The organism is Leptospira noumeaensis, from assembly GCF_004770765.1.
Lineage (GTDB): Bacteria > Spirochaetota > Leptospiria > Leptospirales > Leptospiraceae > Leptospira_A > Leptospira_A noumeaensis.
Genome location: NZ_RQFK01000033.1, coordinates 275,812 through 301,726, shown reverse-complemented (window position 1 = coordinate 301,726; position 25,915 = coordinate 275,812). Strand labels below are relative to the sequence as shown.

The window sequence follows — 25,915 nt, the reverse complement described above, 5'->3', positions numbered from 1 at the left end:
CGAAGCGGAACTTTTGACAACCATCATGAATGTCAGTTCCACTGCCATGATGGTTCTCAATCTATTGGGACAAATTCGTTATGCCAACCCGGCATCTGAGTCAGTTCTAGGCATCCGTTTGAATGACATCCTTTCCCGAACATACGATGCACCTGAATGGAAAAATACTTCTCTCGACGGTGGACTTTGGAGGGAAGAAGACCAACCCTTCAATATTATCTTAAAAACTAAAAAACCAGTCACAGACATTCGCCATGCCATTGAAGATTCGTCAGGAAATAAAAAATACCTCTCGATCAATGGATCTCCGGTATTCAATAAAGAAGGAGAACTTTCCTTTTTAGTTTTTCTCATTACAGATATAACAGAGAATGTTTTAAAACAAAAAGCCTTAGAATACAGTGAATCCAAATATCGTATGATCACCGAACTGTCATTAAGTTTAGTGTATGATATGGACATTCGATCTGGTAATAATCATTGGGGTGGTGCCATTGAAGAAATTACCGGTTTTTCTGCAGAAGAATACCAAAAGTTTGGATTTTCAGAATGGTTTGCTTTCATCCATCCAGAAGATAGAGAAACTACTTTGAAATTATTTCGAGAATCTTCGGAAAGTCAAAAAAAGTTTTCTGCTGAATATCGTTATCAAACAAAGTTGGGTGACTATGTTTACATTGAAGACAATGGAATTTTTTTATACGATGAATTTGGGGTCGCCTATCGATTGCTTGGTGCAATGATCGATCGCACCAAACAAACCGATGCCAGTTTTGCTTTAAAAGAATCAGAATCAAGACTTATGATGGCGCTTGATGCTGCAAAAATGGGAATTTGGAGTTGGGATTTAGAAACAAGGGCCATATTTTGGTCTCCCCAAACTTATAATATTTATGGATACCCGGGTGAAAATTTTGAAATAACTGAAGAAAAATTTTTATCTTTAATCTACAAAGATGATTTGGAATTAATGACAAAAGAAACAACGAATCTTTTGAATGATCCGAGTAGGTCTGCGTATAGGCTTCGCAATCGAATTAACCATCCAGATGGAAAACTCCATTGGATTGAAGCCATTGGAAAACTAACTAGATCCAAAGACGGCAAACCGTTGATCCTGCGAGGAACGGTTTTGGATATCACTGAAATCAAACTCAGTGAAGAAGCATTACGAAAGTCGGACGAAAGGTTTGAAGCTTTTTATCAGTTTTCGACAGAGGCCTTCCTTATTTTTGATGCCGGTGGATTAACAGTCAAAGATTCAAATTTTGCATTCCAAAAATTATTTGGTTATGATTTGGAAGATACTCCCCAATTAAAAATACGAAACCTACTTTCCACAAAATCACTTCGAATCATTCGAGAAAGAATTTCAACCAACCAAGCCGGATCCATAGAAATTGTTTGTAGGAAAAAAAATGGAGACTTTTTCCCAGCCCTTGTTTCTATCAAACGATTTCTTTATAAAGAAACCAATTCCATCGCGTATAGTATCTTTGATTTGAGTCCCTTAAAAGAAGTAGAAGAATTACGTTTAATCAATGCAGAAATTAGAGATAAAAACAAACTCATTGAAAAACAAAAACTAGAATTGGAAATGGCTTTCGAAAATTTAAAACGAACCCAGGAGCAATTAATCCAATCGGAAAAACTCGCCGCCTTAGGACAGTTAATTGCTGGGATCGCCCATGAAATCAATAATCCTATCGGGGCAGTAAAAGCCTCCAACCAGAATATGATGGATTGGCAAAAAAGGTATGGGCTTGCTTCCCAGCTCTTTCGGGAAGCCATTTTGTCAGTTCCAGTTCTAGAACAAAAAATTTTAAAAACGATTCTTGGAAATTTAGATAGGCCCATTGAATTTTATACAGGAAAAGAGGATCGTCTTCGTAAAAAAAGAAATCGTGAATTGTTTTTGACCAACGGATTTACAAACGCCCAAGCTGAAGAACTGGCTGATATTTGGGTGGATTTAGGAATCGGCGAAATTGATCCAAGTTATCTTCCTTTATTTCATTCCCATTATATAAAAATATTCTTAGATTATTTGTCCCTGGAGATCCAATTTCGAAGGAACACTCGTTCCATTCAATTGGCAGTGGATCGAATTTCTAAAATTATGTATGCCTTGAAGAATTTTTCCAGGTTTGACGTGAGTGGGAAAAAAAATAAGGCCTCCATCCCTGAAACCATAGAAACCGTATTAACCATTTATCAAAACCAATTAAAACGAGGAATCAATTTAGTCAAAAACTTTGATTTAGTAGAACCTATTGATTGTTATCCGGAAGATCTTTTGCATGTATGGACCAATTTAATTTATAATGCACTCCAAGCCATGTCCTTTGTTGGAGATTTAGAAATTACAGTAAAAGATTTTGGAGAGGAAATTTTGGTTTCGTTTAGGGACTCAGGTCCAGGTGTTCCAGAAGAGATCCAATCAAAAATCTTTGAACCATTTTTTACCACCAAACCTCCTGGTGAAGGGAGTGGACTTGGTCTCGATATCGTAAATAAAATTGTGAAACGTCACGGTGGTAGGATTGAACTTTCTTCTGTGCCTGGAAAAACGATATTTTCCATTTACCTTCCCAAAAATGTTTAAGTTTCCATTGCCTTGGAAATAGTGGTGATGAGTTCTTCTTCGTCCCAAGGTTTTTTCAAACAAACAATGGGACCAATTTCCAAGTTTAATTCATCCATTGATTTTTGGTCTGCAAAACCTGTGACGATCACCTTTTCAATCTCTGGATAGGTTTGGTGTACCTTTCGTAAAAATTCATCCCCATTCATTCCAGGCATGGACCAATCAGTAATGATGACGGAAACAGAACTTCCTTCTTCTTCTAATTCTTGGAGAAGATCCCATGCTTCCTTTGCATTGTCTGCTGTTAGGTATTTGTATTTTTCTCCGAAACGTTGTCTGACTTGAGACTTCATGCTCAGTAAAATGATGGTCTCATCATCTACAAAGAGAATGGCATTTTTTCTATTTTTAGTCTCAGTCCCAATAACCACAGGGGATTGTTATACCTGTTTCCCCATGGATTGCAAGTAAATCTTGCCAAATTCTTCCATTTTCTATTTTTGTAGCATATGACATCTTATCCCAATCTTCTTTCTCCTTTATCATTAGGATTCACAACTCTACGAAATCGAACCATTATGGGCTCTATGCATACAGGTTTGGAAGAGGCACCCAATGGGTATGAAAGAATGGCCGCATTTTATGGTGAAAGAGCTAAAGGGGGAGTTGCCCTCATTGTGACAGGTGGAATTGCTCCCAATGAAGCTGGCCGAGTGTCTCGCGGTGGTGGAGTGATGGATACGGAAGAAGAGGCAAACCACCACAAGGTAGTGACTGAGGCCGTCCACAAAGAAGGTGGAAAAATTGCCATGCAGATTTTACATACGGGAAGGTATGGTTATCATGATAAAATTGTGGGGGCATCCAATCTTAGAGCTCCCATCAATATGTTCAAACCCCATCCTCTCACAGAAGAAGAAATTTACCAAACCATAGAAGATTTTGCCAGATGTGCAGAACTCGCCAAATTAGCTGGTTATGATGGTGTTGAAATTATGGGGAGTGAAGGATATCTAATCAATCAATTCATTGCCAAACGTACAAACAACAGAACTGACGATTGGGGTGGTAGTTTTGAAAATCGCATTAAGTTCCCGATTGAAATTATCAAAGCAGTTCGCAAACGAGTGGGAACGGACTTTATCATCATTTACCGTCTTTCGATGTTAGACCTTGTGGAAGATGGGGGTAATATTGACGAAGTTTTAATTTTGGCAAAAGAAATTGAAAAAGCGGGAGCCACCATCATCAATACAGGGATTGGTTGGCACGAAGCACGAATTCCTACCATTGCCATGATGGTCCCGAGAGCTGCTTTTACCTGGGTCACTGCAAAAGTAAAAGGTCATGTAAACATCCCTCTGGTGACTTCGAACCGAATCAATACTCCTGAAATTGCAGAATCAGTACTCGCTGCTGGTGATGCAGATTTGGTATCTATGGCAAGGCCCTTCCTTGCAGATTCAGCTTTTGTCAACAAAGCAGCCGCAGGTAAATCAGCAGAAATCAATACTTGTATTGCTTGTAACCAAGCATGTCTCGATCATATCTTCCAAGGAAAAATTTGTAGTTGTTTGGTGAACCCTAGGGCTTGCCACGAAACCGATCTGATCATTACAAAAACATCCAAACCAAAAAAAGTGGCAGTTGTGGGTGCGGGTCCCGGTGGCATGGCCTGTTCCACAACACTTGCCGAACGCGGACATTCTGTAACATTGTTTGATGCAGGAAGTGAACTCGGAGGACAACTCAACATTGCTCGCCGGATTCCAGGAAAAGAAGAATTTAAAGAAACCATTCGTTATTTTGGAGAGATGGTAAAAAAATACGGAGTGAACTTAAAACTCAATACTTTTGTTACTGCAGAAGATCTCATTCAACAAGGGTTTGACGAAGTCGTGCTTGCTACGGGAGTTATCCCTCGAATTCCTGAAATTCCGGGAATCAATGGCCCAAATGTACTCAGTTATGTGGATGTGGTTTTAAAAGGAAAACCAGTGGGGAACCGTGCCGTTGTGATGGGAGCTGGTGGGATTGGATTTGATGTCAGTCTTTTGTTAACGGATGCGGGCCATGACTTCACTAAAGAAAATTATCTAAAAGAATGGGGAATCAACCAAACCATTTCCAAAGACGGTGGGCTTGGAACTAAAGACACTCCTCATTCTGGCAGAGAAGTCACTATGTTAAAACGTTCCAATAGTAAGTTTGGTGCGACTCTCGGAAAAACCACTGGATGGATTCATAAAACTTCATTGGAAGATCGAAAGGTAACTCAAATCTCTGGGGTCACTTATAAGGCCATTGAAGCTGACGGGGTTGTCATTGAAGTGAAAGGGGAATCTAGAAAAATTCCATGTGATACAGTGGTTGTTTGTGCGGGACAAGACCCCAATCGTACATTACTGGCACCTTTGGAATTGGCAAAAATTCCTGTTCATTTGATTGGTGGGGCAGACCTCGCATCGGAACTGGATGCCAAACGTGCGATTGACCAAGGGACAAGACTTGCTGTAACCATTTAGAAGTTTGATGAGTACAAAACGACCGCTGAAAATTTCGGTCAAAAATTCTGAGTTTCAGATCCTTGAAGCACTTCGTTCCAACCGTACCAAAAGAAGTAAGGAAAAGGAAGTGTTTGTGGAGGGAACGGAAAACATCAAACAATTGATGGCAGCCCGTTGGCAGATCACAAGGATCATTTTTCAGGAAGGGCGTACTTTGTCGCAGTGGGGGGAATCGGTATTAAAGTCAAACCCCTCGGTAAAACAGTTGGAAGTATCTCCCGAATTGTATCTGGAACTTTCTGAAAAAGAAAATCCTTCAGAGTTACTTGTTACCGCAAAAATTTCGAGTTATGATTTAGAAGATCTTCCAGAAGTTAAAAATCCATTTTACTTACTTTTTGATAGGCCAAGTGATTTAGGAAACTTTGGTTCGATTTTGCGATCCGCAGATGCTTTCTTAGTCGATGCGGTTTTTGTTTTGGGCCATGCAATCGATGTATATGAACCTAAAGTCATTCGTGCAAGCCTTGGGAGTATATTTCATACTAAAATAGTTTTCATCGAATCTCTATCTGTATTGGAAACATTTTTAAAAAAAGAAAAAGAACGTGTTGGTCTTCAGGTAGTTGGATCTGATTCTACCGGTAAATCTTCGTTAGTGGATAAAACTTTAAATTCTCCAATCCTAGTCATTTTAGGAAATGAAGCTAAAGGGATGAGTGTCCATCTACAATCGCTTTGTGATTTCATTCTTAAGATTCCTATGAATGGAGTTGTGAATTCGCTAAATGTTTCGGCTGCCGGTTCCATTTTACTTTGGGAAGTAAAAAAGAACCGGAAATAGTTTAAAGTAGATAATTTGCTGAAAAATCTAACGGCAAGTGGCTATTGTTCCATCCGGGTTGTATTTCACACTTGCTCCTGATGTGAATTGGATGTATTTGACTCCGTCTACACAAACCTCATCATAACCAAAGTATTTGGCGCAACCACGGGAAATGGTTCCGCATCCAACAAAAAATAAACTAAAAAATAAAAGCAAACGTATGGGTTTAAGTGGTTTCATGATAAGCTCCATGTCCTGTAAATACTCCGTTCCATATCTCTTCTAAGTGAGACATATGGGCTGTCAGTTGGTTTTTATGATATAAAACTGTATTCATCTTTTTTAAGTTATGAAGTGACTTTGGTAAATGGTAAAGACTTTCTTTTGTAGAAATGATTTGGTTTTCCCAGTCAATTAGTTTGAACTTTTTTAGATTGGAAAAAATGGATTCCAATTGGTCGTGAAAAATTTCTCCTTTCAGTTCCGATGCAAGTGTGATTTCTGGGAATGAAATTTCGATTTGTTTTTTTAGTTTCAAAAGTAACTCTATAAACTGTTGTTGTTTGATTTTGGTTTCCTTTCCAAATTTAAATAAAACAAAAGAGGTGAGGTTCCCTAATGTAACTGTGTAGTTTTTACCTAATTTTTCACTGACAAGTTTTACCACTTGGTCGGCGGTAAAATCTGGATCAAATTGGAATGGTTTTCCATATTTGATATATAACTTTGTTTTTTTATAGGACAGATGGTCGTAAGTGAGTGTAAAACTATTAAAATGAAGTTGTCCAATTTTGGATTTAATGTAATAAGCACCGCGTTTTACCTGGTTTAAAAATCCGTCCTGGTTGTATGTGCCTTCTGGAAACATAAATAAATTTCGACCTTTTTTAATATGAGCCACAAGGTCATTCCATTCGTTATCTACTGTATCTCTTAACTCGCCTCTTTTGATTAGCTCTCTTGTGTTGTCGCGAAACGGTCGTTTGATGGGAACGGCTCCAATATAACGTAATAAAAATGGAATGATTTTTGTGGCATCGATGAATCGGAAGATCCATTTGAGAACTCCCTTGGCTCGGAATTCCTTTTGTAAAAAACCTGGTGCTAAGATGTCTTCTCTTGCAGGAATGATCATTTTGATTTTGGGTTTGAGTCTAGGATAAACTATAGAAAGGGAAACTACATCGGCTTCGGAAACATGGTTGCAGAGTAAGGCAGAAGGATAGGGTGTTTCTAAGTGATTTTCTGCGTCTGAAAAATTTTCTTCTATTGAATGGAAAACTAGGTTTTTTGTGAAACTCACAAGTTTGATTAGGAAATCGTAAGCAACCGTTCGTTTTTTAGGTTTCATTACCATTGGTATTCCTTTGGGTAGGTCTTTCGTCAATTGGAAAGCGAGAGAAATGGATAAAGACCGTTCGGTTTCTTTTCTTTTCTGCAAACATTGTTCATAACTTGAACAAAAGAGAATCCCTTGTTTTCTGACTAATGATTTTGCTTGTAAGTGTTGTAACGGTTGCCATTGTGATTTGGGATTTTTGATAGTGAAATGAATCGTTACTTGATTACTTTGGGAAACCTTTTCCTTCTTGCGGTTTGGACTTTTTTTTCCATTTGGGTTTGGAAAAATTTAGAATTTCCATTCGCTTTAACCGCAACCATCGCATCACAGTGTCTGATCATTTTTTTCTCTCACTTGTTGAAACCAAATTATGTAGAGAAAGTTTCTTTTATTATAGTTACTATTTGTATCTTGGTTTTTCTTTTTTATTTTAAAGAAGAATTTCAAATCGTTAGAGAAATCGAATTGAGTTTGAAAGAGAAAACTTTGGTTTCCAATGAATCCAAAAATTTCAATTCCAAGTTTTTTTTATTAGATGGTTATCATTTGGATCCGCAGTTGATTCTAAGTACTTCCATTTATAAAAAATCACATGACCATAAAGGAAGGGACAATAGCCATACTTCGCATTATGTTTTGATTCCGCTCCGATGGAAAGAGGATGCCAATACGGAAATTCATTTCTTTGCCCTCGAGTCCAGTTTATACAGGTTTCATCATTGGCAAGAGGAGAGGGTTCATCCAAATTTTGGAGTTTTGATCCCACCGGATGAAGACCATCAAAAATTATTAAGAGAGTTCTCCGAAAAACATTCGGTTTCACTTTCCGACTCTATACGATTTGTCAGCTTGTATGAATCGCCAGAGGATTGTATTCAATCCAAATTGTCTCTAATCAATTTGGTTCTTTTTGTTTTCCCTTTTCTTTGGGCTTTGGTTGGTTTGGTTTCTAATGTGTCTTACTGGATTCGGAGCCGAGGGTATCCTCCCTCTGCCGGTTAGTTGGCCTGACAATTTTTGTTCAAAACTTGAACAAAAATTTCTTTACTTCGTTCAAACACTGAACACATTTTGTAAAAATAATGGGACTCAGGGGGCGAAGCTATGCTTAGTTCTTGGGCTCACTACCTTCTTCGGAACTTTTCCGCCATGAAAGAATCCTTCCAATACCATGACCACCACCTCAAGTTATTACAATTGCTTGAGGAGAATCCTCATTTATCCCAGAGGGACGCATCAGACGTCTTGGGTCTTAGTTTGGGTAAGGTGAACTATATTTTGAAAGCCTTTTTGGATAAGGGCCTCATCAAAATGAATAACTTTCGAAATAATAAAAATAAACTTTCTTACACCTATCTACTAACTCCTCAAGGAATTGAAGAGAAGGCTAGAATCACCTTACATTTTTATGAAATCAAAAAACGAGAATACGAGGCCCTAAAAGCCGAAGTAGAAAAGTTAGGTGAAATTGCGGAAGAATTAACCTGATTTTGAAAATGAAATTACTTACTTATTTTTATCTTAATCGTTAATGGAAAATGCTTTAATGAATCAATCTTCAAAGATCTATGTTGCCGGTCACCGGGGACTAGTTGGTTCTGCTTTAGTAAAAGTTTTAAACCAATTAGGGTATAAAAATGTAATTGGCAGATCCCATTCTGAAATGGATTTAGCAAACCAATCTATGGTTTTGGATTATTTCGCTAAGGAAAAACCTGAATATGTTTTCCTGGCTGCCGCTAAAGTCGGTGGGATCCATGCAAATAATACTTATCCGGCTGAATTTATTTTTTCTAATCTGCAAATTCAAAATAATATCATTGATGCATCCTACCGCTACGGTGTGAAAAAATTATGTTTTTTAGGATCTTCTTGTATTTATCCAAAATTTGCAAAACAACCCATGGAAGAAGGTCAGTTGTTGGATGGTAAACTAGAGCCAACAAATGAACCTTATGCGGTTGCAAAAATTGCCGGTATTGTGATGTGTCAATCGTACAATCGTCAATATAATACTAATTATATATCTGTTATGCCAACAAATTTATATGGACCGGGTGATAACTACCATCCTGAAAATTCCCATGTATTGCCAGCTCTCATTCGTCGTTTTCATGAAGCAAAGGTCAACAAATTACCTGAAGTAGTGATTTGGGGAACTGGAAATCCGCTAAGAGAATTTTTATACTCAGAAGATATGGCAAGAGCCTGTGTTTTCTTAATGCAAAACTATGATGTGTCAGGTGACCCGAAAGGTGGCGAACATGTCAACGTAGGATCCGGAATCGAAGTGAGTATTAAGGAACTTGCAGAAACGGTAAAGGCGGTTGTCGGTTATCCGGGAGATTTAACTTTTGATCTAACAAAACCAGATGGAACACCTAGAAAATTATTAGATGTTTCTAAATTACACCGAATGGGTTGGAAACACCAAGTGGAGCTAAGGGCTGGAGTGGCTTTGGCTTATGAAGATTTTTTACAAAAACAAAATTGATGAGTGGAATAGTGCTTCATCAATGGAAATTGTATTTTTTTCAATATAATAACATTTAAGTATGCATAAAATTTTTGTTTCTACATTTCCATTTTGCCGAACAAGTCCTAAGGCTCTTGAGGTTTTGGAGTCAAATGGTTGTCAGGTGGTTGTTAATCCACTTGGTCGAAAAATGAAACCGTCTGAGGTAACCGAGGCAGCGCAAAATTTTGACGCTTTGATCGCCGGTACAGAAGAATTAACTCCTCTAGTGACAACTACGAATTCATTAAAATTAATCTCTCGTGTGGGAGTTGGTTTAGATAGTGTTCCATTGGATCTCTGCAAAGAGAAAGGAATTGCTGTTGCATATACGCCTGATGCCGTATCCCCGGCTGTTTCTGAGCTTGCCCTAAGTTTGATTGTAGATGCAATGCGAAAGGTAACTTATTCGGATCGTGAAATTCGACGTGGTGAATGGACAAGGCCTTATGGGGAAAGGATTGGTGGCTCTACCATTGGAATTTTAGGATTTGGAAGGATTGGCAAACGAGTTGCTTCCCATCTTTTAGGTTATTTGCCGAAAGAAATTCTTGTTTGCGATTTGTTAGACCAAATGGAATCCATAACTCGATTCAGTGAGTCAGCAATTCAGATTGCAAAAATGAATGGTATTTTGGGTAAAAATTGGAATGAAACGTCAATAACTCAAGTGGATTTAGAGACCTTATTGAAAAATTCAGATGCCATTACCATCCATGTTCCTCTCACAAAAGATACCAAAAATTTATTAGATCAGTCCAAACTGTCTTTATTGAAATCAAATGCAATTCTGATCAATACGGCTCGTGGTGGGATCGTAAATGAAAATGATCTCTATCATTCCTTAAAAGAGGGAAAGTTTTCTGCAGCTGCTATGGATGTATTTGATGAGGAACCATATAAAGGACCACTTTGTGAGTTGGAGAATGTAATTTTAACCCAACATATGGGTTCGTGTTCCAATGATTGTAGGGAAGATATGGAAAGGGAAGCTGCAGAGAATGTGGTTGGGTTTTTTAGCGGCGGAAGTTGGGAGAGGGTGGTATAGGGATGGTGATTGTTGTTGGTTCTGGAATCATAGGATCCTGGATAGCCTATCTCTTAGCAAAATCTGGTTACGAAGTTTATGTATTTGAAAAATCCGAAAATGCAGGTGATGGCATCAGTGGCAGAAACTCTGGTGTATTGCATTCTGGTATCTATTATGATCCAATCTCACTAAAGTCCAAGTTATGTTTTCGGGGTTATGAACTGGCGATTCCTTTTTTTGAAAAAAACAAAATACCTTTTTCCATATGTGGGAAAGTCATTACCACTGGAATTTCAGATACATTAACCGAAGAGAAAGATAAACAAAATGAGATTGAAAAACTCTTTGAGAATGGAAAACGCTTAGGAATTCCTGAGATTGAATTATTTTCAAATCCCGGAAATCATTGGAAACATGTGCTTGGTAATTCTTCACTTTGGATTCCGAAAACAGGCATTGTGGATGTCTCGTCTTACCTAAAAGTTTTATGGCAACTGGGAGAAGAAGCAGGGGTTAAAATCTTGAAGAACAAGAAAGTGATTCGAGAAGACGGCGGAGTTTTTGCTATAGACTTACAATCAAATACAAAAGAAGAGTTGGAAGCAGATTTATTCGTAAATGCATGCGGTTTATATTCTGATGAATTATTAGTATCCGATGAAAAGGGTAACAACTTTGAAATTCGTCCCAATAAGGGTGAATACTTCCGATTAAACAGACAGCTTCCTTATGAAACTTTAGTTTATCCGTTGCCCATGAAAACTTCTACAGCTTTGGGTGTTCATTATACTTTCCATTTGGGAGGTGATGCATACGCTGGCCCCAATTCAAATTGGGCTTCTTCAAAAGAAGATTATTCGATCAATACACAAAGAAGTGTATATTATGAGTCATTGCGAAAGATCATAGATTTTTATAAGGAAGAAGATTTGAGTGAGGGATATGTCGGATTAAGACCTCGTTTGTTTTTGAATGGAGAGGCAGTGAAAGATTTTGTGATTCATAAAGAATCCAATTGGCTCCATTTGATAGGGATTGAAAGCCCTGGTCTTACGTCTTCTCCTGCGATTGCAGAGGAAGTTGTACGGATGGTTGGTTAGGATAAGTTTGTGAAATTTTCTAGGTTGATTTTAGATGAACTATATCTTAGTTTTTGGTATTCAATTAACCAGCGCAGAAAACAACAATTATTTTTATTGTTTGCCTTAATCATATTCACATCTTTTGCAGAAATTTTTAGCATAGGTGCAGTCTTCCCTTTTTTGGCAGCTCTTACAAATCCCGCACAGATTTTTAATTTGGAAGAACTTCGGTTTTTCTGGAGGATATTCGGTGTAAATGATCCTTCTGCTGTATTAGTCTATGTGACTGCTGGGTTTATAATTGCGTCTTTGGTTTCTGGAGCAATGAGGCTTTTGTTAATTTACGCCACCACTAGATTATCTTTTGGGATTGGTGCGGACATTAGCTATGAAATATACCAAAGAACTCTCTTTCAGCCTTATTATGTGCATATTAACCGCAATAGTGCAGAGGTAATCACTGGAATTACATCAAAGGCAAGCAGTGTTGTTACTCAGATTATAACGCCGATACTGACGTTGCTCTCTTCTATCGTTATACTAATATTTATAATAGTTGGATTATTGTTGATTGATACAAAGACAACTTTGATTTCTTTTTCATTTTTTTTAATGCTTTATCTGTTTGTTGCTTTGTATTCAAAAAAAAAGCTCCAAAAGAATGGAGAGATTCTTACAAAAAATTTAACCACGGTTCAAAAATCTCTCCAGGAAGGGATGGGTGGAATTCGCGATATTTTGTTAGATGGCACACAACGCTATTTTTTGAATATCTACCGCGTTTCAGACTCGCTTTACAGAAAGGCTTCTGCGGAAAATTATTATTATAGTGCCAGTCCTAGGTATATAGTGGAATCATTGGGAATGGCTTTGATTGGAATCTTTGCCTATCATTTCGGAAGATCAAATGATTCGCTAATGTCTGCACTTCCGATTTTGGGATCACTCGCCATTGCTGCGCAAAGGGTTTTACCTATTTTGCAACAAAGTTATTATTCTTGGTCAAATCTAAGATCTGGACGGGAAAATTTGTCAAATGTCGTGGATCTTTTGAATCAACCGATTAAGACGGAGAATTCAAATCGACCAATTGGAAAATTTACTTTTAATCATGATATAAAAATTGATAATCTATGTTTCAAATATGATGAATCCAAAAAAGAAGTAGTTTCAAATGTTAGTTTAACAATTCCAAAAGGAAGTAGGGTTGGAATTGTTGGGCAGACAGGAAGTGGAAAAAGTACACTTATGGATTTACTGATGGGGCTTCTCGTGCCTTCTAAAGGTAGGATTTGTGTAGACGGGATTGAGTTGAATGAGGAAAATCTAAGACTCTGGCAAAACAACCTAGCTCATGTTCCACAAAATATCTTTTTGTCAGATTCTTCCATCGCCGAAAACATTGCCTTTGGTTACAGAAAAGAAGAAATCGATTTTGAAAAATTAAAAATTGCAGCCAAGAAAGCGCAAATATCTGAACATATCGAGCAGTTACCAGATGGTTTTGATACATTTGTCGGAGAGAGAGGTGTAAAACTTTCAGGTGGACAAAGACAAAGGATAGGTATTGCAAGAGCTTTATATAAAGATGCGGAAGTTATTTTTCTAGATGAAGCAACGAGTGCATTAGATAACGACACGGAAAAAGCAGTTATGGAATCGATTGATTCTTTAGATAAATCGATTACGATATTCATAATTGCACATCGGTTGTCTACGATAGATGGATGCGACCAAAAAATTGAATTATCTGAAGGGAAAGTGATCCAACGAACATGAAAAACCAAATACCTTATGGAAGACATAGTATTGATCAGGCGGATATCGATGCAGTAGTATCGGTTCTGAGATCTGATTTTCTTACGCAAGGACCACTTGTGCCGTTGTTTGAAAAGATGATATGCGAGTATGTCGGTGTTAAGAATAGCATTGCTGTTAATAGTGCCACTTCCGCACTACATTTGGCTTGTTTAGCACTGAATGTTGGCCCTGGTGATACTGTATGGACTAGTCCCATTTCATTTGTTGCAAGCTCCAACTGTGCTTTGTATTGCGGTGCAGATGTTGACTTTGTCGATATTGATCCTGTATCTTATAATATGTCTGCAGATGCACTTTCGTTGAAATTGGAAAGAGCTAAGTTAGAGAACAAACTCCCTAAAGTTGTAATCCCCGTACATTTTTCTGGTCAAAGTTGCGACATGGAGAAAATTTTCGCATTAAGTAAAGAGTTTGGATTTCGTATCATCGAAGATGCCTCCCATGCAATAGGTAGTACTTACAAAAATCATAAAGTAGGTTCCTGCGAGTTCAGTGACATTACTGTGTTTAGTTTTCATCCTGTGAAGATTATTACCACTGGGGAAGGTGGTATGTGTACAACAAGTGATGACGAATTGGCAAATACCATTTATCGACTTAGAAGTCATGGAATCACAAGAAACCCTAAAGAAATGACTGAACCACCCGATGGTCCTTGGTATTACCAACAAATTGATTTGGGTTATAATTACCGAATGAATGACCTGCAAGCAGCTTTAGGTGTTTCGCAATTAAAAAGGTTAGATTCAATTGTTCAGAGAAGGCAAGAGATTAAAAACTATTATGATAAGATATTAATTGATCTTCCATTGATTCTTCCAAAACAAATGGAATACAATCATTCCTCGTTACATTTATATGTAATTCAGGTTAAAGAAAAAGAAATGTTGGCTGATCGCAAAGTAGTATTTGAAAGATTGAGAGAAGGGGGAATCCTTGTGAACGTACATTACATTCCGATTTATCGCCAACCTTACTATCAGAAAAAATACTCGTTTTTGCCTTCTTCTTTCCCTAATGCAGAGTCTTATTACAATCAGTGTATTAGCCTTCCCATATATCCAGAGTTAACGAATGAAGACATGGATCGAGTGAAAGAAACTTTGATTACTCCCATTGGGCATCAGGTGTTGTTTTGACGAATATATGTATCATCCCGGCCCGGGGTGGGAGTAAGAGAATCCCTCGCAAAAATATCAAATTGTTTCATGGAAAACCCATGATAGCCTATTCGATAGAAACAGCCATTCAATCGAAGTTATTTGATAGGGTGATTGTTTCAACAGATGATTTAGAAATTGCAGAAGTATCCAGACAATATGGTGCTGAAGTTCCATTTATGAGACCTAGTGAGTTGTCTGATGATCAAACAGCAACGATTCCTGTGATTGCTCATGCCATTCAATGGATAATAAGGGAAGGCATTCAAGTCGATTGTGTCGCTTGTATCTATGCCACTGCTCCTTTTATTCTGGAAAACGATCTTATCAATGGAGAAAAAATTTTTCGCAAAGGGGGATGGGAATATGTATTTTCTGCCACCTCCTTTGGATTTCCTATCTTTCGAGGATTTAAGAAAGATACAGATGGAAATATAGAAATGTTTTTTCCTGAACATTTTGGTACTCGTTCCCAGGATTTGCCAGAAGCCTTCCATGATGCCGGTCAGTTTTATTTTGGAAAACCAAGTGCTTGGCTTGAAGGTAAAAGGATATTTGACAAGTGGTCGTCCATCATTGAACTTCCTAGATGGAGAGTTCAAGACATTGACACAGGGGACGACTGGGAGAGAGCCGAAGTTTTATATAAGATGATTAGCAATATGGCCTAAAGTTGAATTAATAATTCAAAAAATATTACAATGCCTACCTTGATTTTCACAGAAGCACTCCTTACCACTGGACTTGGACATTTGGGAAGATGCACAGCTCTTGCCGAAAAACTTTTGGAAGAGGGTGAGACTACCATTCAAATGATCCTTCATAGCGATCATACCTCTTCCCACTGGAGTTTTCCATGCCAGGTTCAGTCCATCAATTGGAAAGAAAAAAATCAGTTAAAAGAATTTCTGGATGAGTATAACCAAACAACAGATCTAAGTGGTTTCATTTTTTACGTGGATTCTTATTTAGCGGAATTAGAAATTTATAATACTTTAAAAGATTATTGCTCTGAACTTATTTGCATTGATGACGACTGCCGTATTGAGTATCCCGTTGATTCCACAATATTAAATCCTGGTTATCCTGGCCTTTATTTAGAATACAACACTGAAAAATATAAAATTTTAACGGGTAAAGACAGAGTTTTACTGAGAAAACCATTTCGAGAAAACTTTGAAATCCCAAAGAAAAACAATCCTCCCCTGAAGATTTTGGTTACACTCGGTGGTAGCGACCCGCATTTATTTTCAGAAGCGATTCTTTCTCTGTTAGTAAAAAACTTTCCCACGATAGAGAAACATTTGGTTGTTGGTCCTGGGTTTACCAACGAAATTAAACTAAAAGACTTATCTGATAAAAAAACATACCTTCACAAAAAACTTTCTGCCATTCAAATGCGGGACTTAATGATCCAAATGGATTTTGCGATTACAGCAGGTGGGCAGACCACTTATGAATTGGATCGATGTAAAGTTCCTATGGTTATGATTAAAACCGCAGAGAATCAAGAAGGTAATATTCGTGGTTTTGTGGAGTTTCAAAAAGCCCAAGTCGTAAGAGAACCAAAAGAACTCGTAGGCATACTAAAAAACAACTTCTTTCAAACATCGGATATTGATTAGGCATAAAAAATTGGACTTTCACCTCCGACCTGTTTCCATTTCTGACTGCGAACTTCTGTTTGGTTGGGTTAACGAACCTGAAGTTAGAAAAAATTCGTTTGATTCGAAGCCGATCGAATGGAAGAATCATCTAGTTTGGTTTGAAAATAAAATTAAAGATAAAAATTCAATAATACTTATTTTAGAATCTGAAAAAAAGCCAATCGGTCAGATCCGATTTGATAAAGAGAATAAAACAAAAACTTATAGAATTGACTTTTCAGTAGATGCAAGATACCGGGGCAAAGGATTGGGAAATCATATAATTAAATTAGGATGCGAGTATTTAGAAAATCAGTTATTGAAGAACAAAATCTCTTTAATTGGAGAGGTTAAAACAGAGAATATTGCATCTCAAAAGAGCTTCCTTTCAAATGGTTTTAAAATTAACTCTAAAGGCTCGAATAAGATAGTATTTGAAAAAAATATTTAAAGCGGAAGAATACAGATATGAAGAAGACTATACTTACAATAGCCGCACACCCTGATGATGAGATTTTGGGCTGCGGTGGTACAATGGCTAGGCTTTCGGAGGAAGGTCACAACGTTCATATTTTAATTTTGGCAGAAGGATTGACTAGTAGGCAAGTAATTCGTGATAGAAATTCCAAAGTTACGGAGTTAGGTGATTTAGCTATTTCAGCAAAAAAATCTGCGGAAGTCGTAGGAGCAAAATCAATTGAATTGTTGGATTTTCCCGATAATCGAATGGATTCAATTGATAGATTGGATGTTATAAAGGTTATCGAAGAAAAATTAGATGAATTGAACCCATCGCTCGTTTTCACCCACTTTGGAAATGACTTAAATATTGATCATAGAGTTGTTAACGAAGCTGTCGTTACAGCCTGCAGACCAATTCCAGGTCATTCGGTAAGAGAACTCTATTTTTTTGAGGTTCCTTCTAGTACTGAGTGGCAAATTCAGAATGGTATATATTTTCAACCTAATGTATTTTTTGAGCTAGGAAATTCACATATCAAAAAGAAAAAAGAGGCACTTTTGTCTTACGATTCCGAAATGCGGAATTTTCCACACGCTCGTTCAATTGAAGCTGTTGAGGCTCTGGCAAAGTGGCGAGGAGCTTCAATTGGAGCAAATTTTGCCGAAGCGTTTATTGCAGGAAGAGTTATTAAGTAAACTATGTCATCATATTTGGTAGCAAGTGTTGGGAGCTGGAACAGGGAGCTTTACGAAAAATATTCCTCTAACATAGATGGAAATTGGCGATTTGTAGACACACCAGATAAATTAGTAACCGAACTTAAGGATTTCAGTCCAAAATTCATTTTCTTTCCCCATTGGCGTTGGATTGTCCCTGAGGATATTATAAATAATTATGAATGTGTTTGTTTCCATATGACTGATGTTCCATACGGTAGAGGAGGTTCTCCTCTTCAAAATTTGATCTTAGCAGGAAATCAAAATACTGTTTTAACAGCGTTGAGGATGGAGAAAGGTTTAGATTCAGGACCAGTGTATCTCAAACTGCCACTGAGCCTAGATGGTTCTGCTCGGCAAATATACTTAAGAGCATCAGAGCTAAGTTGGGAAATTATTAAAAAATTAGTGACAGAATCACATCAACCTTTTCCTCAAAAAGGTGAACCTACGTTTTTTAAGAGAAGAAAGCCAGAAGAAAGCGAGTTACCAAGTGACTTAGATATTGGTAGACTTTATAACTTTATCAGAATGCTTGATGCAGATGATTATCCTTATGCATTTATTAACTATGGTAATTATAAGTTGTGCTTCAATGAAGCCGACTTTTCGAATGGCAAACTAACCGCAAAAGTAGAATTTATTTTAAAAGGTAGTAACGATAAATGAGTCAATTTTCAATAGGGAAACATATCATAGGGAGTAACGTAAAACCATTTGTCATTGCAGAAATGTCGGGAAATCATAATCATTCAATTGAACGAGCATTTGAAATCGTTGATGCTGCCGCAGAAGCTGGTGCCCATGCGTTAAAAATTCAAACCTATACATCTGATACTATGACGATCGAGAAATCGGATGGAGAATTTTTTATTTCTGATCCAAAGAGCTTATGGAGGGGGAGTTCGCTATATGATTTATATAAAATAGCATATACTCCGTGGGAATGGCACAAGCCGATAATGGATAGATGTAAAGAGAAAGGAATTCTCTGTTTTAGTAGTCCCTTTGATTTTACCGCAGTTGATTTTTTGGAAGAATTAAATGTGCCTGCTTACAAAATTGCTTCTTTCGAAAACGTGGATCTTCCTCTCATCAAAAAGGTAGCAAACACTGGTAAACCGATTATCGTTTCTACTGGAATGGCAACTGTGCAGGAAATTGCTGATGCAGTGGAAACTATTAGAAGCACTGGGAACGAACAAATTATTCTTTTAAAATGTACGAGTACGTATCCTGCAACTCCTGAGACTACGAATATAATCACTATTCCGCATATGCGTGAACTATTCGGATGTGAAGTCGGTCTTTCTGATCACACAATGGGGATTGGTGTTTCTGTTGCAAGTGTTGCCTTAGGTGCGGTTGTGATCGAAAAACATTTTACCATAAGAAGAGAGGATGGAGGAGTCGATTCTACATTTTCGATGGAACCAGCAGAGTTGAAAGCCCTCGTCATTGAGACGGAAAGGGCATGGCAGGCAATGGGTAAAATTAATTACGGACCTACCGAAAAAGAGAAAGCATCGTTAGTGTTTCGAAGGTCTTTGTATGTCGTTGAAGATATAAAAGCTGGCGACGTGATCACTGAAAAAAATGTGAGGAGCATACGTCCAGGTTATGGATTGCCACCGAAATTTTTTGATGTCGTGATGGGTAAGAGAGTGAACCGGGATGTGAAGAGGGGAACGGGTTTAAGTTGGGAGATGTTGGGGTGACAAGAATTTTATTGAATGTGAGCTTAAACTAATATGAAGAAAAAGATTCTAAATTTTATAGATAACTACTTTCGAAAAAAGGATTTAAACCTTTTTTATGGAGATTTTTTAGCGGGTGCTGGAAATAAACTGGAAATCTTTCTTTTGGATTTACTAAAGAAAGAATTCTATAAAATCCATCTAAAATATTCCAGAAGAAAAGCCTTTAAGAAAGTTGCACTAAATTCTAAACTTTCTAGGAAAGAATACGATTCCTATTTAAATGAATTTAAAGCTAACGGTATTGTCGTTATAAAATCATATTTCTCACAGGAGGCCGAAGAAATCCTGAAAAACTATGATTATTTCTTCAAAAAGATTGAAAAAGACGATAAGGATTATAAGAGGATCTTTTCACTTTCGATTAAGGAACATTTATTTCAAAGCGTGCTTGATTCAAATATTTTGCAAATGTTATGTGAATATACTGGCACCCAACAATATCTTAGGGCATCACCAGCATTAAATATTACTTATCCAGGGTTTTCTGACATTACGTCGAAAAATATTGGAGAAACTAAATATAAAGATGGAGGTTTTGCAAATTTTTATCATCTAGATACTCCAAACTTAAGACAGTATCATATTTTGCTAAAAGATGTGGGAATGGACGATCCACACATGTTATTTGCAAGAAAGTCCAAGAAAAAATATTTTGGACTTCACTACCGAATTGCTAGTGAAGAATATGTGAATGCAAATTATGAGATAACACATTGTATCGGTCCAAAGGGAACTGTTTATGTTTTTGATGGTGGGAGTGGGCTTCATCGAATGTATGCAACTGAAAAGAACTATAGAATGACTATGGATATAATGTTTACACCGGGTAATTCTATATTAAAGGATTCCTGCCCGATTGTCAATCTTGGTGAAATGAAGTTTGAAGGCTTCGATGATTTACAGAAAGAATCTCTTAGGTATCTAAAATAAGTTTTGTGAAATTAGTTTTTTTTGATACAGAATTTACCGGGGAGAGAGCCGACACTACTTTGGTTTCTATTGGATTGGTCACTCTTTCAGGAGAAAGTGCATACTTTACTCTGAATGATTATGACCAATCCCAGGTTAGTGATTGGCTAAAAGAAAATGTCCTCTCGATGATCGATAGTTCCCAAAGCGTATCAAGTAAAGAAACCGCCGAAGGTATTCGTGTATGGTTAGAGAAACAAGCTGGCGATGATAAAATTTCCCTAGTTTCTTTCGGTAAAACAAACGATATTATTTTGTTGTTTAATCTTTGGAAAAATTTCAAAGAGGATCCTTCTCAATTTCATTTTCTTTATGATCTCCCGCCTTATCTAAATCATGCTGAACATATCGATTTTTGTACTCTACTTGTGACAGCCGGAGTATCCTTGTCATCCTTTGATAAGGAAAAATATGCAATGTTAGATAAAGTAGGGAAAAAGCATAATGCGTTATATGACGCAGAATTGTTGAGAAGTTGTTTTTTAAGATTAGTTTTAGAGAGCGATATTCTTTCTCAATTTAGAAAACGAATCGGCTTGGCTTTGTTTGATGGAATTGTTTTTTCTGAAGAAACGAACTTAAATTTCACCGCAAGTCACGTGGAGAACGGATCGCAGTTTTCTAATGCCATAGAAAACTTTTTATCGAATGATCCATTTTCCATTAAACAGATTTCCAAGCAGAACCAACAAAGTTCTGTCTATATTGTAGAGCAGAAAAATAAAAAATACATTCTGAGATCATTTTCTTTAGCTGAGTCAAGAATAGTAGAAACTCAATCAGAATTGTTGAATTTACTCCCAGAAGATATTATGATTCGGCCAATTTCTGTAGCAGGAAAGAAACATTATGTATTTAATACTTCTGATCTTAGTTTTATAATATATCCGTATCTGGACGGTCAGCCATTTAATGGACGGCCTGAAAAATTAACAAATATTATCGATTCAGCGATGAATCTATTTGAGTTACTAAATAGTAAGCAGTTGAACTCCAAATTGGTTACCTTAGACTATTCGGTATGGAATGTAGATGTTCTTAATATCTGGAAAGATAAGGACTTTTTTATCGATAAGATTGTAAATGAAGTATCAGCTCCCATCGGAAATTATATAAAAACCTATTACGATGAGATCATTCAAGAATTGGAAAATGTAATTGAAAATAGAGATAAATTCTCTTCGAACGCATTTGTTCATGCTGACTTAAACCATTCTAATGTGATCGTTGATGATGAAAAAGTTCGATTTATTGATCTTGAAGATCTATGCTTTTCGAATGTAGGGATTTCTGTAACTCACTGTGTCTTTAAAATTTGTCGTCACAGCATTTTTACAAAACAAATGAATTTAAATGAATTTAAGCTTAAGTTTGTAAGTGAGATTCGGCCAATGTTAGAAAAAAGTAAAATATCGCAAAATAATCTGCTCGATTTTAATCTCTATGGTATTGCTAGAATTTATTTCGATTTATTTGCAATAACCGAATATTTTTTCCTTAGAAAAGATAGAAGATACATGTATGATTTAAACAAGAAATTTTCGAATCTAATTGAGTTTAAAAGGATGTTTTATTAATGGATCTTGGTTTGAAGAATAAAAAGTGTTTTGTTATGTCCGCAAGCAAGGGAATCGGAAAGGGAATTGCAACTGCTTTGGCTGCTGAAGGAGCTAGTGTTACTATTTCTTCATCCAATATGGAAAATTTAAAAATTGCATCTAGTGAAATTGATTCAAAAACAAATATCAGGCCTAGTATACTAGAAGCTGATGCCAAAAATATAACTGAATATTTAAAGAAAGTATCGGATTTGTTCAATTCCTTAGACGGAGTAGATATCCTGATCACCAATTCACCGGGTCCTTCTCCGATTCATTGCGATCAAATTTCTGAGACAAATCTTCAGGGTTCGTTGGATGTAAATTTGAAGATCCAGATTTTAACTTCACAATTGGCGTTACCCTTTATGGTCAAAAAAAAGTGGGGCAGGTTGATACACTTAACGTCTACTACGGCAAAAGAGCCGGAAGAAGGTATGGTCCTTTCTAATTTAACAAGAGCTGCTGTTGGCGCCTATAGTAAGACAATTTCTCGTGAGTATGGAAAACACGGAATTACCAGCAATTCTATACTGACAGGCGGAGTTTTAACCGATCGCACTTTTGAATTATCAAAGAGAGAGGCAATCGAGAAAAATGTATCAGTTGATGAAATTATAAATAATTCAAATCAGCTTTTCCCAACGGGTTATTTCCCGAAGCCATTAGAGTTTGGAGAAATTATTGCATTTTTATGTTCACCAAATGCCGGCTTTTTGAATGGATTAAGTCTTCCTGTTGATGGGGGGCTTCTGAGGAGCCACTGATGACGTCTATGGTCGATCAAAGAAATAGCTTTTTCCAGTTTCGTCCTTTTGATGAAGAAATCGAATATAAGTTTCACTCGGCTGGTTTCGATACGAATGAGTATTTTGGGACGTTGAAAAATGAACTAGTTCGGTTTGGCTTAACACAAGTAGATACTTTAGATGAGTTGCTTCATTCCATTGATAAGAAGCTAACAGATGAACCTTATCGAAATTATATGAATCACCCGATTCGTGTTACTCTGTCTTATGTTTCTCTGTTATCAGAACCGACGATTCAGGATGTATTGTTTGGATTAAGTCATAATGTAATTGAATTGCAAATCCAAGATGGCTTAGGCATTAGTTTAAAGAATTTGGAAAAAATTCAAACTATTTCAATAGATAGGAAACGGGAAAAAGATAAAGTATATCGAAAAGAATTCTACGATCAAATTGAGTTTTATTCCCCTGAACTTCTATTGTTTAAAGCACTCGATAAATTAGATAACACATTAAGTTGGGTTTTCTTAGATCTTGATCAATATCACATAGATGTAGTGATTGAAGAAGTCTGTCCAAGGTTACGTAAGTATAATGAAAAAGTTTCAAGTTACTTAGAAAATCTTGTGTATTATACAATTGATGAGAAAGTTAAAAAAAGGTTTAGATTGAAGTATGATAAATAATAAATCAGTTGTTTGTATCATCACCGCTAGAGGTGGGTCGAAGGAAGTTCCAGGTAAAAATATAAAATCGATACAAGGAAAACCTTTAATTGCTTGGACAATACTGGCTGCTAAGAAATCGAAATACATTGATAGAGTGGTTGTAACTACGGATTCTGAGGAAATTATAAAAGTTTCGAAGGAGTTCGGTGCTGATGTACCTTTTAAGCGGCCAGATAATATTTCCGGTGATAAAGCAAAACAAGAAGATGCAATTTTCCATGCAATGGAATATTTTGAAAAACAAGAGGGGGTTAAATACGATTATATTGTTATTCTCACACCTACCCATCCATTACGGGATGAAATCGAAATTGATTTAGTGATAGAGGCATTAGTTAATGATCCTAATGCAAAAGCCTATGTAACAATGATAGAAGCAAAGGCAAATCCCCTCCATTGCAACACGATTCCTGAGAATAATTCTTTGGCTGATTTTTTATCTGATGATGTAAAGTTAAAAAACCGTCAGGAATTACCGACTTATTTTCAACCGAGCGGGTCAACTTCGGTGATTGAATGGGATTGTTTTGCGAAGAATGGTTCTATTTTTACAAACGATTCCTATGCATATTTGACTGATTCTATTTCTGGTCACGATATCAATTCAGTAATTGATTTCAAAGTTGCTGAAGTCCTTATGAAAGAAAAATATCACTCTTTATGAAATTTTGTAAATCTTGCCTACAACCTGACACAAGACCAAATTCAGTCTTCTATAGTGACGGGATTTGTCCTGCTTGTAAATACCACGACTCGTTAAAGGACGTAGATTGGGAAGACCGTAAAAGTGAGTTGGAAGCGATTGTCAGCTTTGGTAAGGCAAATAATCATTCTGGATATGATTGTATCATTGGTGTTAGTGGTGGGAAAGACAGTCTAAGGCAAGCACTCTTTGTTAAAGAAACCTTAAAAATGAAGCCACTCCTGGTTTCGCTCGGTTATCCTCCGGAACAGGTCACACAGCGAGGAGTCGAAAATATATCCAATATGATTTCTCATGGTTTTGATTGTGTTACGATCAATCCTGCACCTGGGATTTGGAGAGACCTAAAACGGAAAGGTTTTCGGCAGTATACCAATAGTTTTCGATCTACGGAATTAGCTTTATTTAGCAGTGTTCCCAAATTTGCGATAGCCTACCAGATCCCACTTATCTGGTGGGGGGAAAATTCTGCCTTACAATTGGGTGAAACAGCAATCTTAGGAAAAAGCGGAAGTGATGGTAACAACCTTCGAAAAATGAATACATTGAATGGCGGTGATATAACTTGGATTATTTCAGAGGAAATCAAAAAAAATCAAATCCTCCAGTATTGTTATCCGAGTCCTGAAGAAATGGAACAAGCTAACTTACGAATTACTTTTCTAGGTTATTTTTGGAAGGATTGGTCACTTGTCAATAATGGAATATTTTCAATGTTACGTGGTTTAGAAATAAGAGATGATAAACCTTGGGAAATTGGAGATCCGTATGGAGTTACCGCTTTAGATGACGATTTTGTGACTTTTAACCAAATGATAAAATATCTAAAATATGGTTTTGGTAGAGTGACTGATTACGTGAACGAAGAAATACGAAATGGATCAATGACTCGGGAAGAAGGCATTTCATTGGTTCAAAAATATGATGGAACCTGTTCTCCTTATTATATTGAAAAATTTGCAAATTACATTGGCATCACTGTTAGGGAATTTTGGGAACAGCTGGATCAATCAGTGAATAGGGATCTATTTGAAAAAGTATCACTGGGTGAATACAAACCTAAATTTACGGTAGGTGTGGGACTTTGAATACCAAATTAAAAATTGGTATCATTGACTACGGAGTCGGCAATACCTGCTCCATTTTCAATGCGCTTTCTTACTTAAGTTATTCGAAAGTATCGATCACAGACAAGGAAAGTGAGATTGAGTCAATGGATGCTCTCATCTTTCCTGGAGTTGGTGCTTTTGATGAGGCGTGCAAACAGCTTGCAAAGAGGCAATTAGCACCGGTTTTGAATGAACAAGTATTGGTGAAGAAAAAACCAATTCTTGGAATTTGTCTCGGTATGCAACTCTTTGCAACAAGTTCAGAAGAAAATGGACTTCATGAAGGTCTTAACTGGATTCCAGGACAAGTGAAAAAAATAGATACAAACAATCAATTTCCAATTCCACACGTAGGTTGGAATGATATAAATATCGAAAAGGAAGAACCAATATTTAAAAATAATTCCGATCATGTTCATTTTTATTTTGATCACAGTTATCATTTCGAATGCGAATCGAAATTTATTTCTTCTTGGTGTGATTATGGAGCCAAGATCACAGCATCTGTTCAAAAGGATAATATATTTGGCGTACAATTCCATCCTGAAAAAAGCCATATCAGTGGTTTGAAACTTTTTAGAAGTTTTTTATCTTCCATATAAAA

At 36.8% G+C, this 25,915-nt stretch carries 26 protein-coding genes; 23 read left to right on the top strand and 3 right to left on the bottom strand.

Annotation, left to right across the window (positions count from 1 at the left end):
• Nucleotides 1-25 precede the first annotated feature (25 nt).
• The gene (locus EHQ24_RS18265; protein ID WP_425270102.1) at nt 26-2,605 is read left to right on the top strand and encodes a PAS domain S-box protein; all 2,580 of its coding nucleotides are present in this window, start codon (nt 26-28) and stop codon (nt 2,603-2,605) included.
• Here EHQ24_RS18265 and EHQ24_RS18260 read toward each other — a convergent pair.
• A complete protein-coding gene (locus EHQ24_RS18260) occupies nt 2,602-3,018 on the bottom strand; it encodes a response regulator (RefSeq protein ID WP_135603023.1) in 417 nt (138 codons plus the stop codon). The two genes, EHQ24_RS18265 and EHQ24_RS18260, sit on opposite strands and share 4 nt — an antisense overlap.
• A gap of 78 nt (nt 3,019-3,096) precedes the next feature.
• On the opposite strand from EHQ24_RS18260, the gene EHQ24_RS18255 reads away from it, so the two are divergent.
• On the top strand, nt 3,097-5,112 hold the full coding sequence (locus tag EHQ24_RS18255; RefSeq protein WP_135603022.1) for an oxidoreductase: 2,016 nt from the start codon (nt 3,097-3,099) through the stop codon (nt 5,110-5,112).
• Nucleotides 5,113-5,119: 7 nt separating this feature from the next.
• A complete protein-coding gene (locus tag EHQ24_RS18250) occupies nt 5,120-5,938 on the top strand; it encodes a TrmH family RNA methyltransferase (RefSeq protein WP_135603021.1) in 819 nt (272 codons plus the stop codon).
• Between the two features lie 27 nt (nt 5,939-5,965).
• Here the strand turns inward: EHQ24_RS18250 and EHQ24_RS18245 are convergent, their stop codons facing one another.
• Nucleotides 5,966-6,160, bottom strand: a complete 195-nt coding sequence (locus EHQ24_RS18245; protein WP_135603020.1) for a hypothetical protein — start codon at nt 6,158-6,160, stop codon at nt 5,966-5,968.
• The gene (locus EHQ24_RS18240) at nt 6,147-7,271 is read right to left on the bottom strand and encodes a lysophospholipid acyltransferase family protein (RefSeq protein WP_135603131.1); all 1,125 of its coding nucleotides are present in this window, start codon (nt 7,269-7,271) and stop codon (nt 6,147-6,149) included. Before EHQ24_RS18240 ends, EHQ24_RS18245 begins: the two co-directional genes overlap by 14 nt.
• Before the next feature lie 198 nt (nt 7,272-7,469).
• On the opposite strand from EHQ24_RS18240, the gene EHQ24_RS18235 reads away from it, so the two are divergent.
• The 20 genes from EHQ24_RS18235 to hisH all read left to right on the top strand — a co-directional run bounded on the left by EHQ24_RS18235 (nt 7,470) and on the right by hisH (nt 25,913).
• Complete coding sequence (locus EHQ24_RS18235) at nt 7,470-8,264, top strand: hypothetical protein (protein ID WP_135603019.1); 795 nt, start codon at nt 7,470-7,472, stop codon at nt 8,262-8,264.
• 147 nt (nt 8,265-8,411) lie between these two features.
• Nucleotides 8,412-8,750, top strand: a complete 339-nt coding sequence (locus EHQ24_RS18230) for a MarR family EPS-associated transcriptional regulator (protein WP_135603130.1) — start codon at nt 8,412-8,414, stop codon at nt 8,748-8,750.
• Nucleotides 8,751-8,808: 58 nt separating this feature from the next.
• Complete coding sequence (locus EHQ24_RS18225) at nt 8,809-9,756, top strand: GDP-L-fucose synthase family protein (RefSeq protein ID WP_135603018.1); 948 nt, start codon at nt 8,809-8,811, stop codon at nt 9,754-9,756.
• A gap of 61 nt (nt 9,757-9,817) precedes the next feature.
• Nucleotides 9,818-10,825, top strand: a complete 1,008-nt coding sequence (locus tag EHQ24_RS18220; RefSeq protein WP_135603017.1) for a phosphoglycerate dehydrogenase — start codon at nt 9,818-9,820, stop codon at nt 10,823-10,825.
• A 2-nt stretch (nt 10,826-10,827) separates the two neighbouring features.
• Nucleotides 10,828-11,907, top strand: coding sequence for an NAD(P)/FAD-dependent oxidoreductase (locus EHQ24_RS18215; protein ID WP_135603016.1), 1,080 nt, complete (start codon nt 10,828-10,830; stop codon nt 11,905-11,907).
• A 9-nt stretch (nt 11,908-11,916) separates the two neighbouring features.
• Complete coding sequence (locus EHQ24_RS18210; protein ID WP_244310503.1) at nt 11,917-13,668, top strand: ABC transporter ATP-binding protein; 1,752 nt, start codon at nt 11,917-11,919, stop codon at nt 13,666-13,668.
• Nucleotides 13,665-14,849 carry a UDP-4-amino-4,6-dideoxy-N-acetyl-beta-L-altrosamine transaminase gene (gene pseC, locus EHQ24_RS18205; protein ID WP_135603015.1) on the top strand — a complete coding sequence of 395 codons (1,185 nt, stop codon included), beginning with the start codon at nt 13,665-13,667 and terminating at the stop codon, nt 14,847-14,849. The genes EHQ24_RS18210 and pseC overlap by 4 nt, the downstream gene beginning before the upstream one ends.
• Complete coding sequence (gene pseF, locus EHQ24_RS18200; RefSeq protein WP_135603014.1) at nt 14,846-15,541, top strand: pseudaminic acid cytidylyltransferase; 696 nt, start codon at nt 14,846-14,848, stop codon at nt 15,539-15,541. The genes pseC and pseF overlap by 4 nt, the downstream gene beginning before the upstream one ends.
• 30 nt (nt 15,542-15,571) lie before the next feature.
• A complete protein-coding gene (locus EHQ24_RS18195) occupies nt 15,572-16,495 on the top strand; it encodes a glycosyl transferase (protein ID WP_135603013.1) in 924 nt (307 codons plus the stop codon).
• A gap of 10 nt (nt 16,496-16,505) precedes the next feature.
• On the top strand, nt 16,506-16,967 hold the full coding sequence (locus EHQ24_RS18190; RefSeq protein WP_167483104.1) for a GNAT family N-acetyltransferase: 462 nt from the start codon (nt 16,506-16,508) through the stop codon (nt 16,965-16,967).
• 17 nt (nt 16,968-16,984) lie between these two features.
• Complete coding sequence (locus EHQ24_RS18185) at nt 16,985-17,674, top strand: PIG-L deacetylase family protein (RefSeq protein WP_135603011.1); 690 nt, start codon at nt 16,985-16,987, stop codon at nt 17,672-17,674.
• Nucleotides 17,675-17,677: 3 nt separating this feature from the next.
• On the top strand, nt 17,678-18,364 hold the full coding sequence (locus EHQ24_RS18180) for a formyl transferase (protein WP_135603010.1): 687 nt from the start codon (nt 17,678-17,680) through the stop codon (nt 18,362-18,364).
• Nucleotides 18,361-19,413 (top strand): pseudaminic acid synthase, encoded by a 1,053-nt coding sequence (gene pseI, locus EHQ24_RS18175; protein WP_135603009.1) that lies wholly within the window; start codon nt 18,361-18,363, stop codon nt 19,411-19,413. The genes EHQ24_RS18180 and pseI overlap by 4 nt, the downstream gene beginning before the upstream one ends.
• Before the next feature lie 33 nt (nt 19,414-19,446).
• Complete coding sequence (locus EHQ24_RS18170; RefSeq protein ID WP_135603008.1) at nt 19,447-20,385, top strand: hypothetical protein; 939 nt, start codon at nt 19,447-19,449, stop codon at nt 20,383-20,385.
• A gap of 5 nt (nt 20,386-20,390) precedes the next feature.
• Entirely contained in the window at nt 20,391-22,001 is a 1,611-nt protein-coding gene (locus EHQ24_RS18165) for a 3'-5' exoribonuclease domain-containing protein (RefSeq protein ID WP_135603007.1), read from the top strand.
• Nucleotides 22,001-22,789 (top strand): SDR family oxidoreductase, encoded by a 789-nt coding sequence (locus EHQ24_RS18160; protein ID WP_135603006.1) that lies wholly within the window; start codon nt 22,001-22,003, stop codon nt 22,787-22,789. Before EHQ24_RS18165 ends, EHQ24_RS18160 begins: the two co-directional genes overlap by 1 nt.
• A gap of 8 nt (nt 22,790-22,797) precedes the next feature.
• The gene (locus EHQ24_RS18155) at nt 22,798-23,457 is read left to right on the top strand and encodes a hypothetical protein (protein WP_135603005.1); all 660 of its coding nucleotides are present in this window, start codon (nt 22,798-22,800) and stop codon (nt 23,455-23,457) included.
• Nucleotides 23,447-24,163 (top strand): acylneuraminate cytidylyltransferase family protein, encoded by a 717-nt coding sequence (locus tag EHQ24_RS18150; protein ID WP_135603004.1) that lies wholly within the window; start codon nt 23,447-23,449, stop codon nt 24,161-24,163. The genes EHQ24_RS18155 and EHQ24_RS18150 overlap by 11 nt, the downstream gene beginning before the upstream one ends.
• Nucleotides 24,160-25,290, top strand: coding sequence for an N-acetyl sugar amidotransferase (locus EHQ24_RS18145; RefSeq protein ID WP_135603003.1), 1,131 nt, complete (start codon nt 24,160-24,162; stop codon nt 25,288-25,290). Before EHQ24_RS18150 ends, EHQ24_RS18145 begins: the two co-directional genes overlap by 4 nt.
• Complete coding sequence (gene hisH / locus EHQ24_RS18140; protein WP_135603002.1) at nt 25,287-25,913, top strand: imidazole glycerol phosphate synthase subunit HisH; 627 nt, start codon at nt 25,287-25,289, stop codon at nt 25,911-25,913. Before EHQ24_RS18145 ends, hisH begins: the two co-directional genes overlap by 4 nt.
• Nucleotides 25,914-25,915 lie beyond the last annotated feature (2 nt).

Coding starts and splice junctions, on each gene's coding strand:
- EHQ24_RS18180 (WP_135603010.1), top strand. CDS start 17,678: ATGTCATCATATTTGGTAGCAAGTGTTGGGAGCTGGAACAGGGAGCTT.
- EHQ24_RS18170 (WP_135603008.1), top strand. CDS start 19,447: ATGAAGAAAAAGATTCTAAATTTTATAGATAACTACTTTCGAAAAAAG.
- EHQ24_RS18225 (WP_135603018.1), top strand. CDS start 8,809: ATGAATCAATCTTCAAAGATCTATGTTGCCGGTCACCGGGGACTAGTT.
- EHQ24_RS18215 (WP_135603016.1), top strand. CDS start 10,828: ATGGTGATTGTTGTTGGTTCTGGAATCATAGGATCCTGGATAGCCTAT.
- EHQ24_RS18240 (WP_135603131.1), bottom strand. CDS start 7,271: ATGAAACCTAAAAAACGAACGGTTGCTTACGATTTCCTAATCAAACTT.
- EHQ24_RS18185 (WP_135603011.1), top strand. CDS start 16,985: ATGAAGAAGACTATACTTACAATAGCCGCACACCCTGATGATGAGATT.
- EHQ24_RS18160 (WP_135603006.1), top strand. CDS start 22,001: ATGGATCTTGGTTTGAAGAATAAAAAGTGTTTTGTTATGTCCGCAAGC.
- EHQ24_RS18150 (WP_135603004.1), top strand. CDS start 23,447: ATGATAAATAATAAATCAGTTGTTTGTATCATCACCGCTAGAGGTGGG.
- EHQ24_RS18235 (WP_135603019.1), top strand. CDS start 7,470: ATGAATCGTTACTTGATTACTTTGGGAAACCTTTTCCTTCTTGCGGTT.
- pseC (WP_135603015.1), top strand. CDS start 13,665: ATGAAAAACCAAATACCTTATGGAAGACATAGTATTGATCAGGCGGAT.
- EHQ24_RS18145 (WP_135603003.1), top strand. CDS start 24,160: ATGAAATTTTGTAAATCTTGCCTACAACCTGACACAAGACCAAATTCA.
- EHQ24_RS18255 (WP_135603022.1), top strand. CDS start 3,097: ATGACATCTTATCCCAATCTTCTTTCTCCTTTATCATTAGGATTCACA.
- EHQ24_RS18245 (WP_135603020.1), bottom strand. CDS start 6,160: ATGAAACCACTTAAACCCATACGTTTGCTTTTATTTTTTAGTTTATTT.
- EHQ24_RS18230 (WP_135603130.1), top strand. CDS start 8,412: ATGAAAGAATCCTTCCAATACCATGACCACCACCTCAAGTTATTACAA.
- EHQ24_RS18265 (WP_425270102.1), top strand. CDS start 26: ATGAATGTCAGTTCCACTGCCATGATGGTTCTCAATCTATTGGGACAA.
- EHQ24_RS18250 (WP_135603021.1), top strand. CDS start 5,120: ATGAGTACAAAACGACCGCTGAAAATTTCGGTCAAAAATTCTGAGTTT.
- pseI (WP_135603009.1), top strand. CDS start 18,361: ATGAGTCAATTTTCAATAGGGAAACATATCATAGGGAGTAACGTAAAA.
- EHQ24_RS18155 (WP_135603005.1), top strand. CDS start 22,798: ATGGTCGATCAAAGAAATAGCTTTTTCCAGTTTCGTCCTTTTGATGAA.
- EHQ24_RS18195 (WP_135603013.1), top strand. CDS start 15,572: ATGCCTACCTTGATTTTCACAGAAGCACTCCTTACCACTGGACTTGGA.
- EHQ24_RS18220 (WP_135603017.1), top strand. CDS start 9,818: ATGCATAAAATTTTTGTTTCTACATTTCCATTTTGCCGAACAAGTCCT.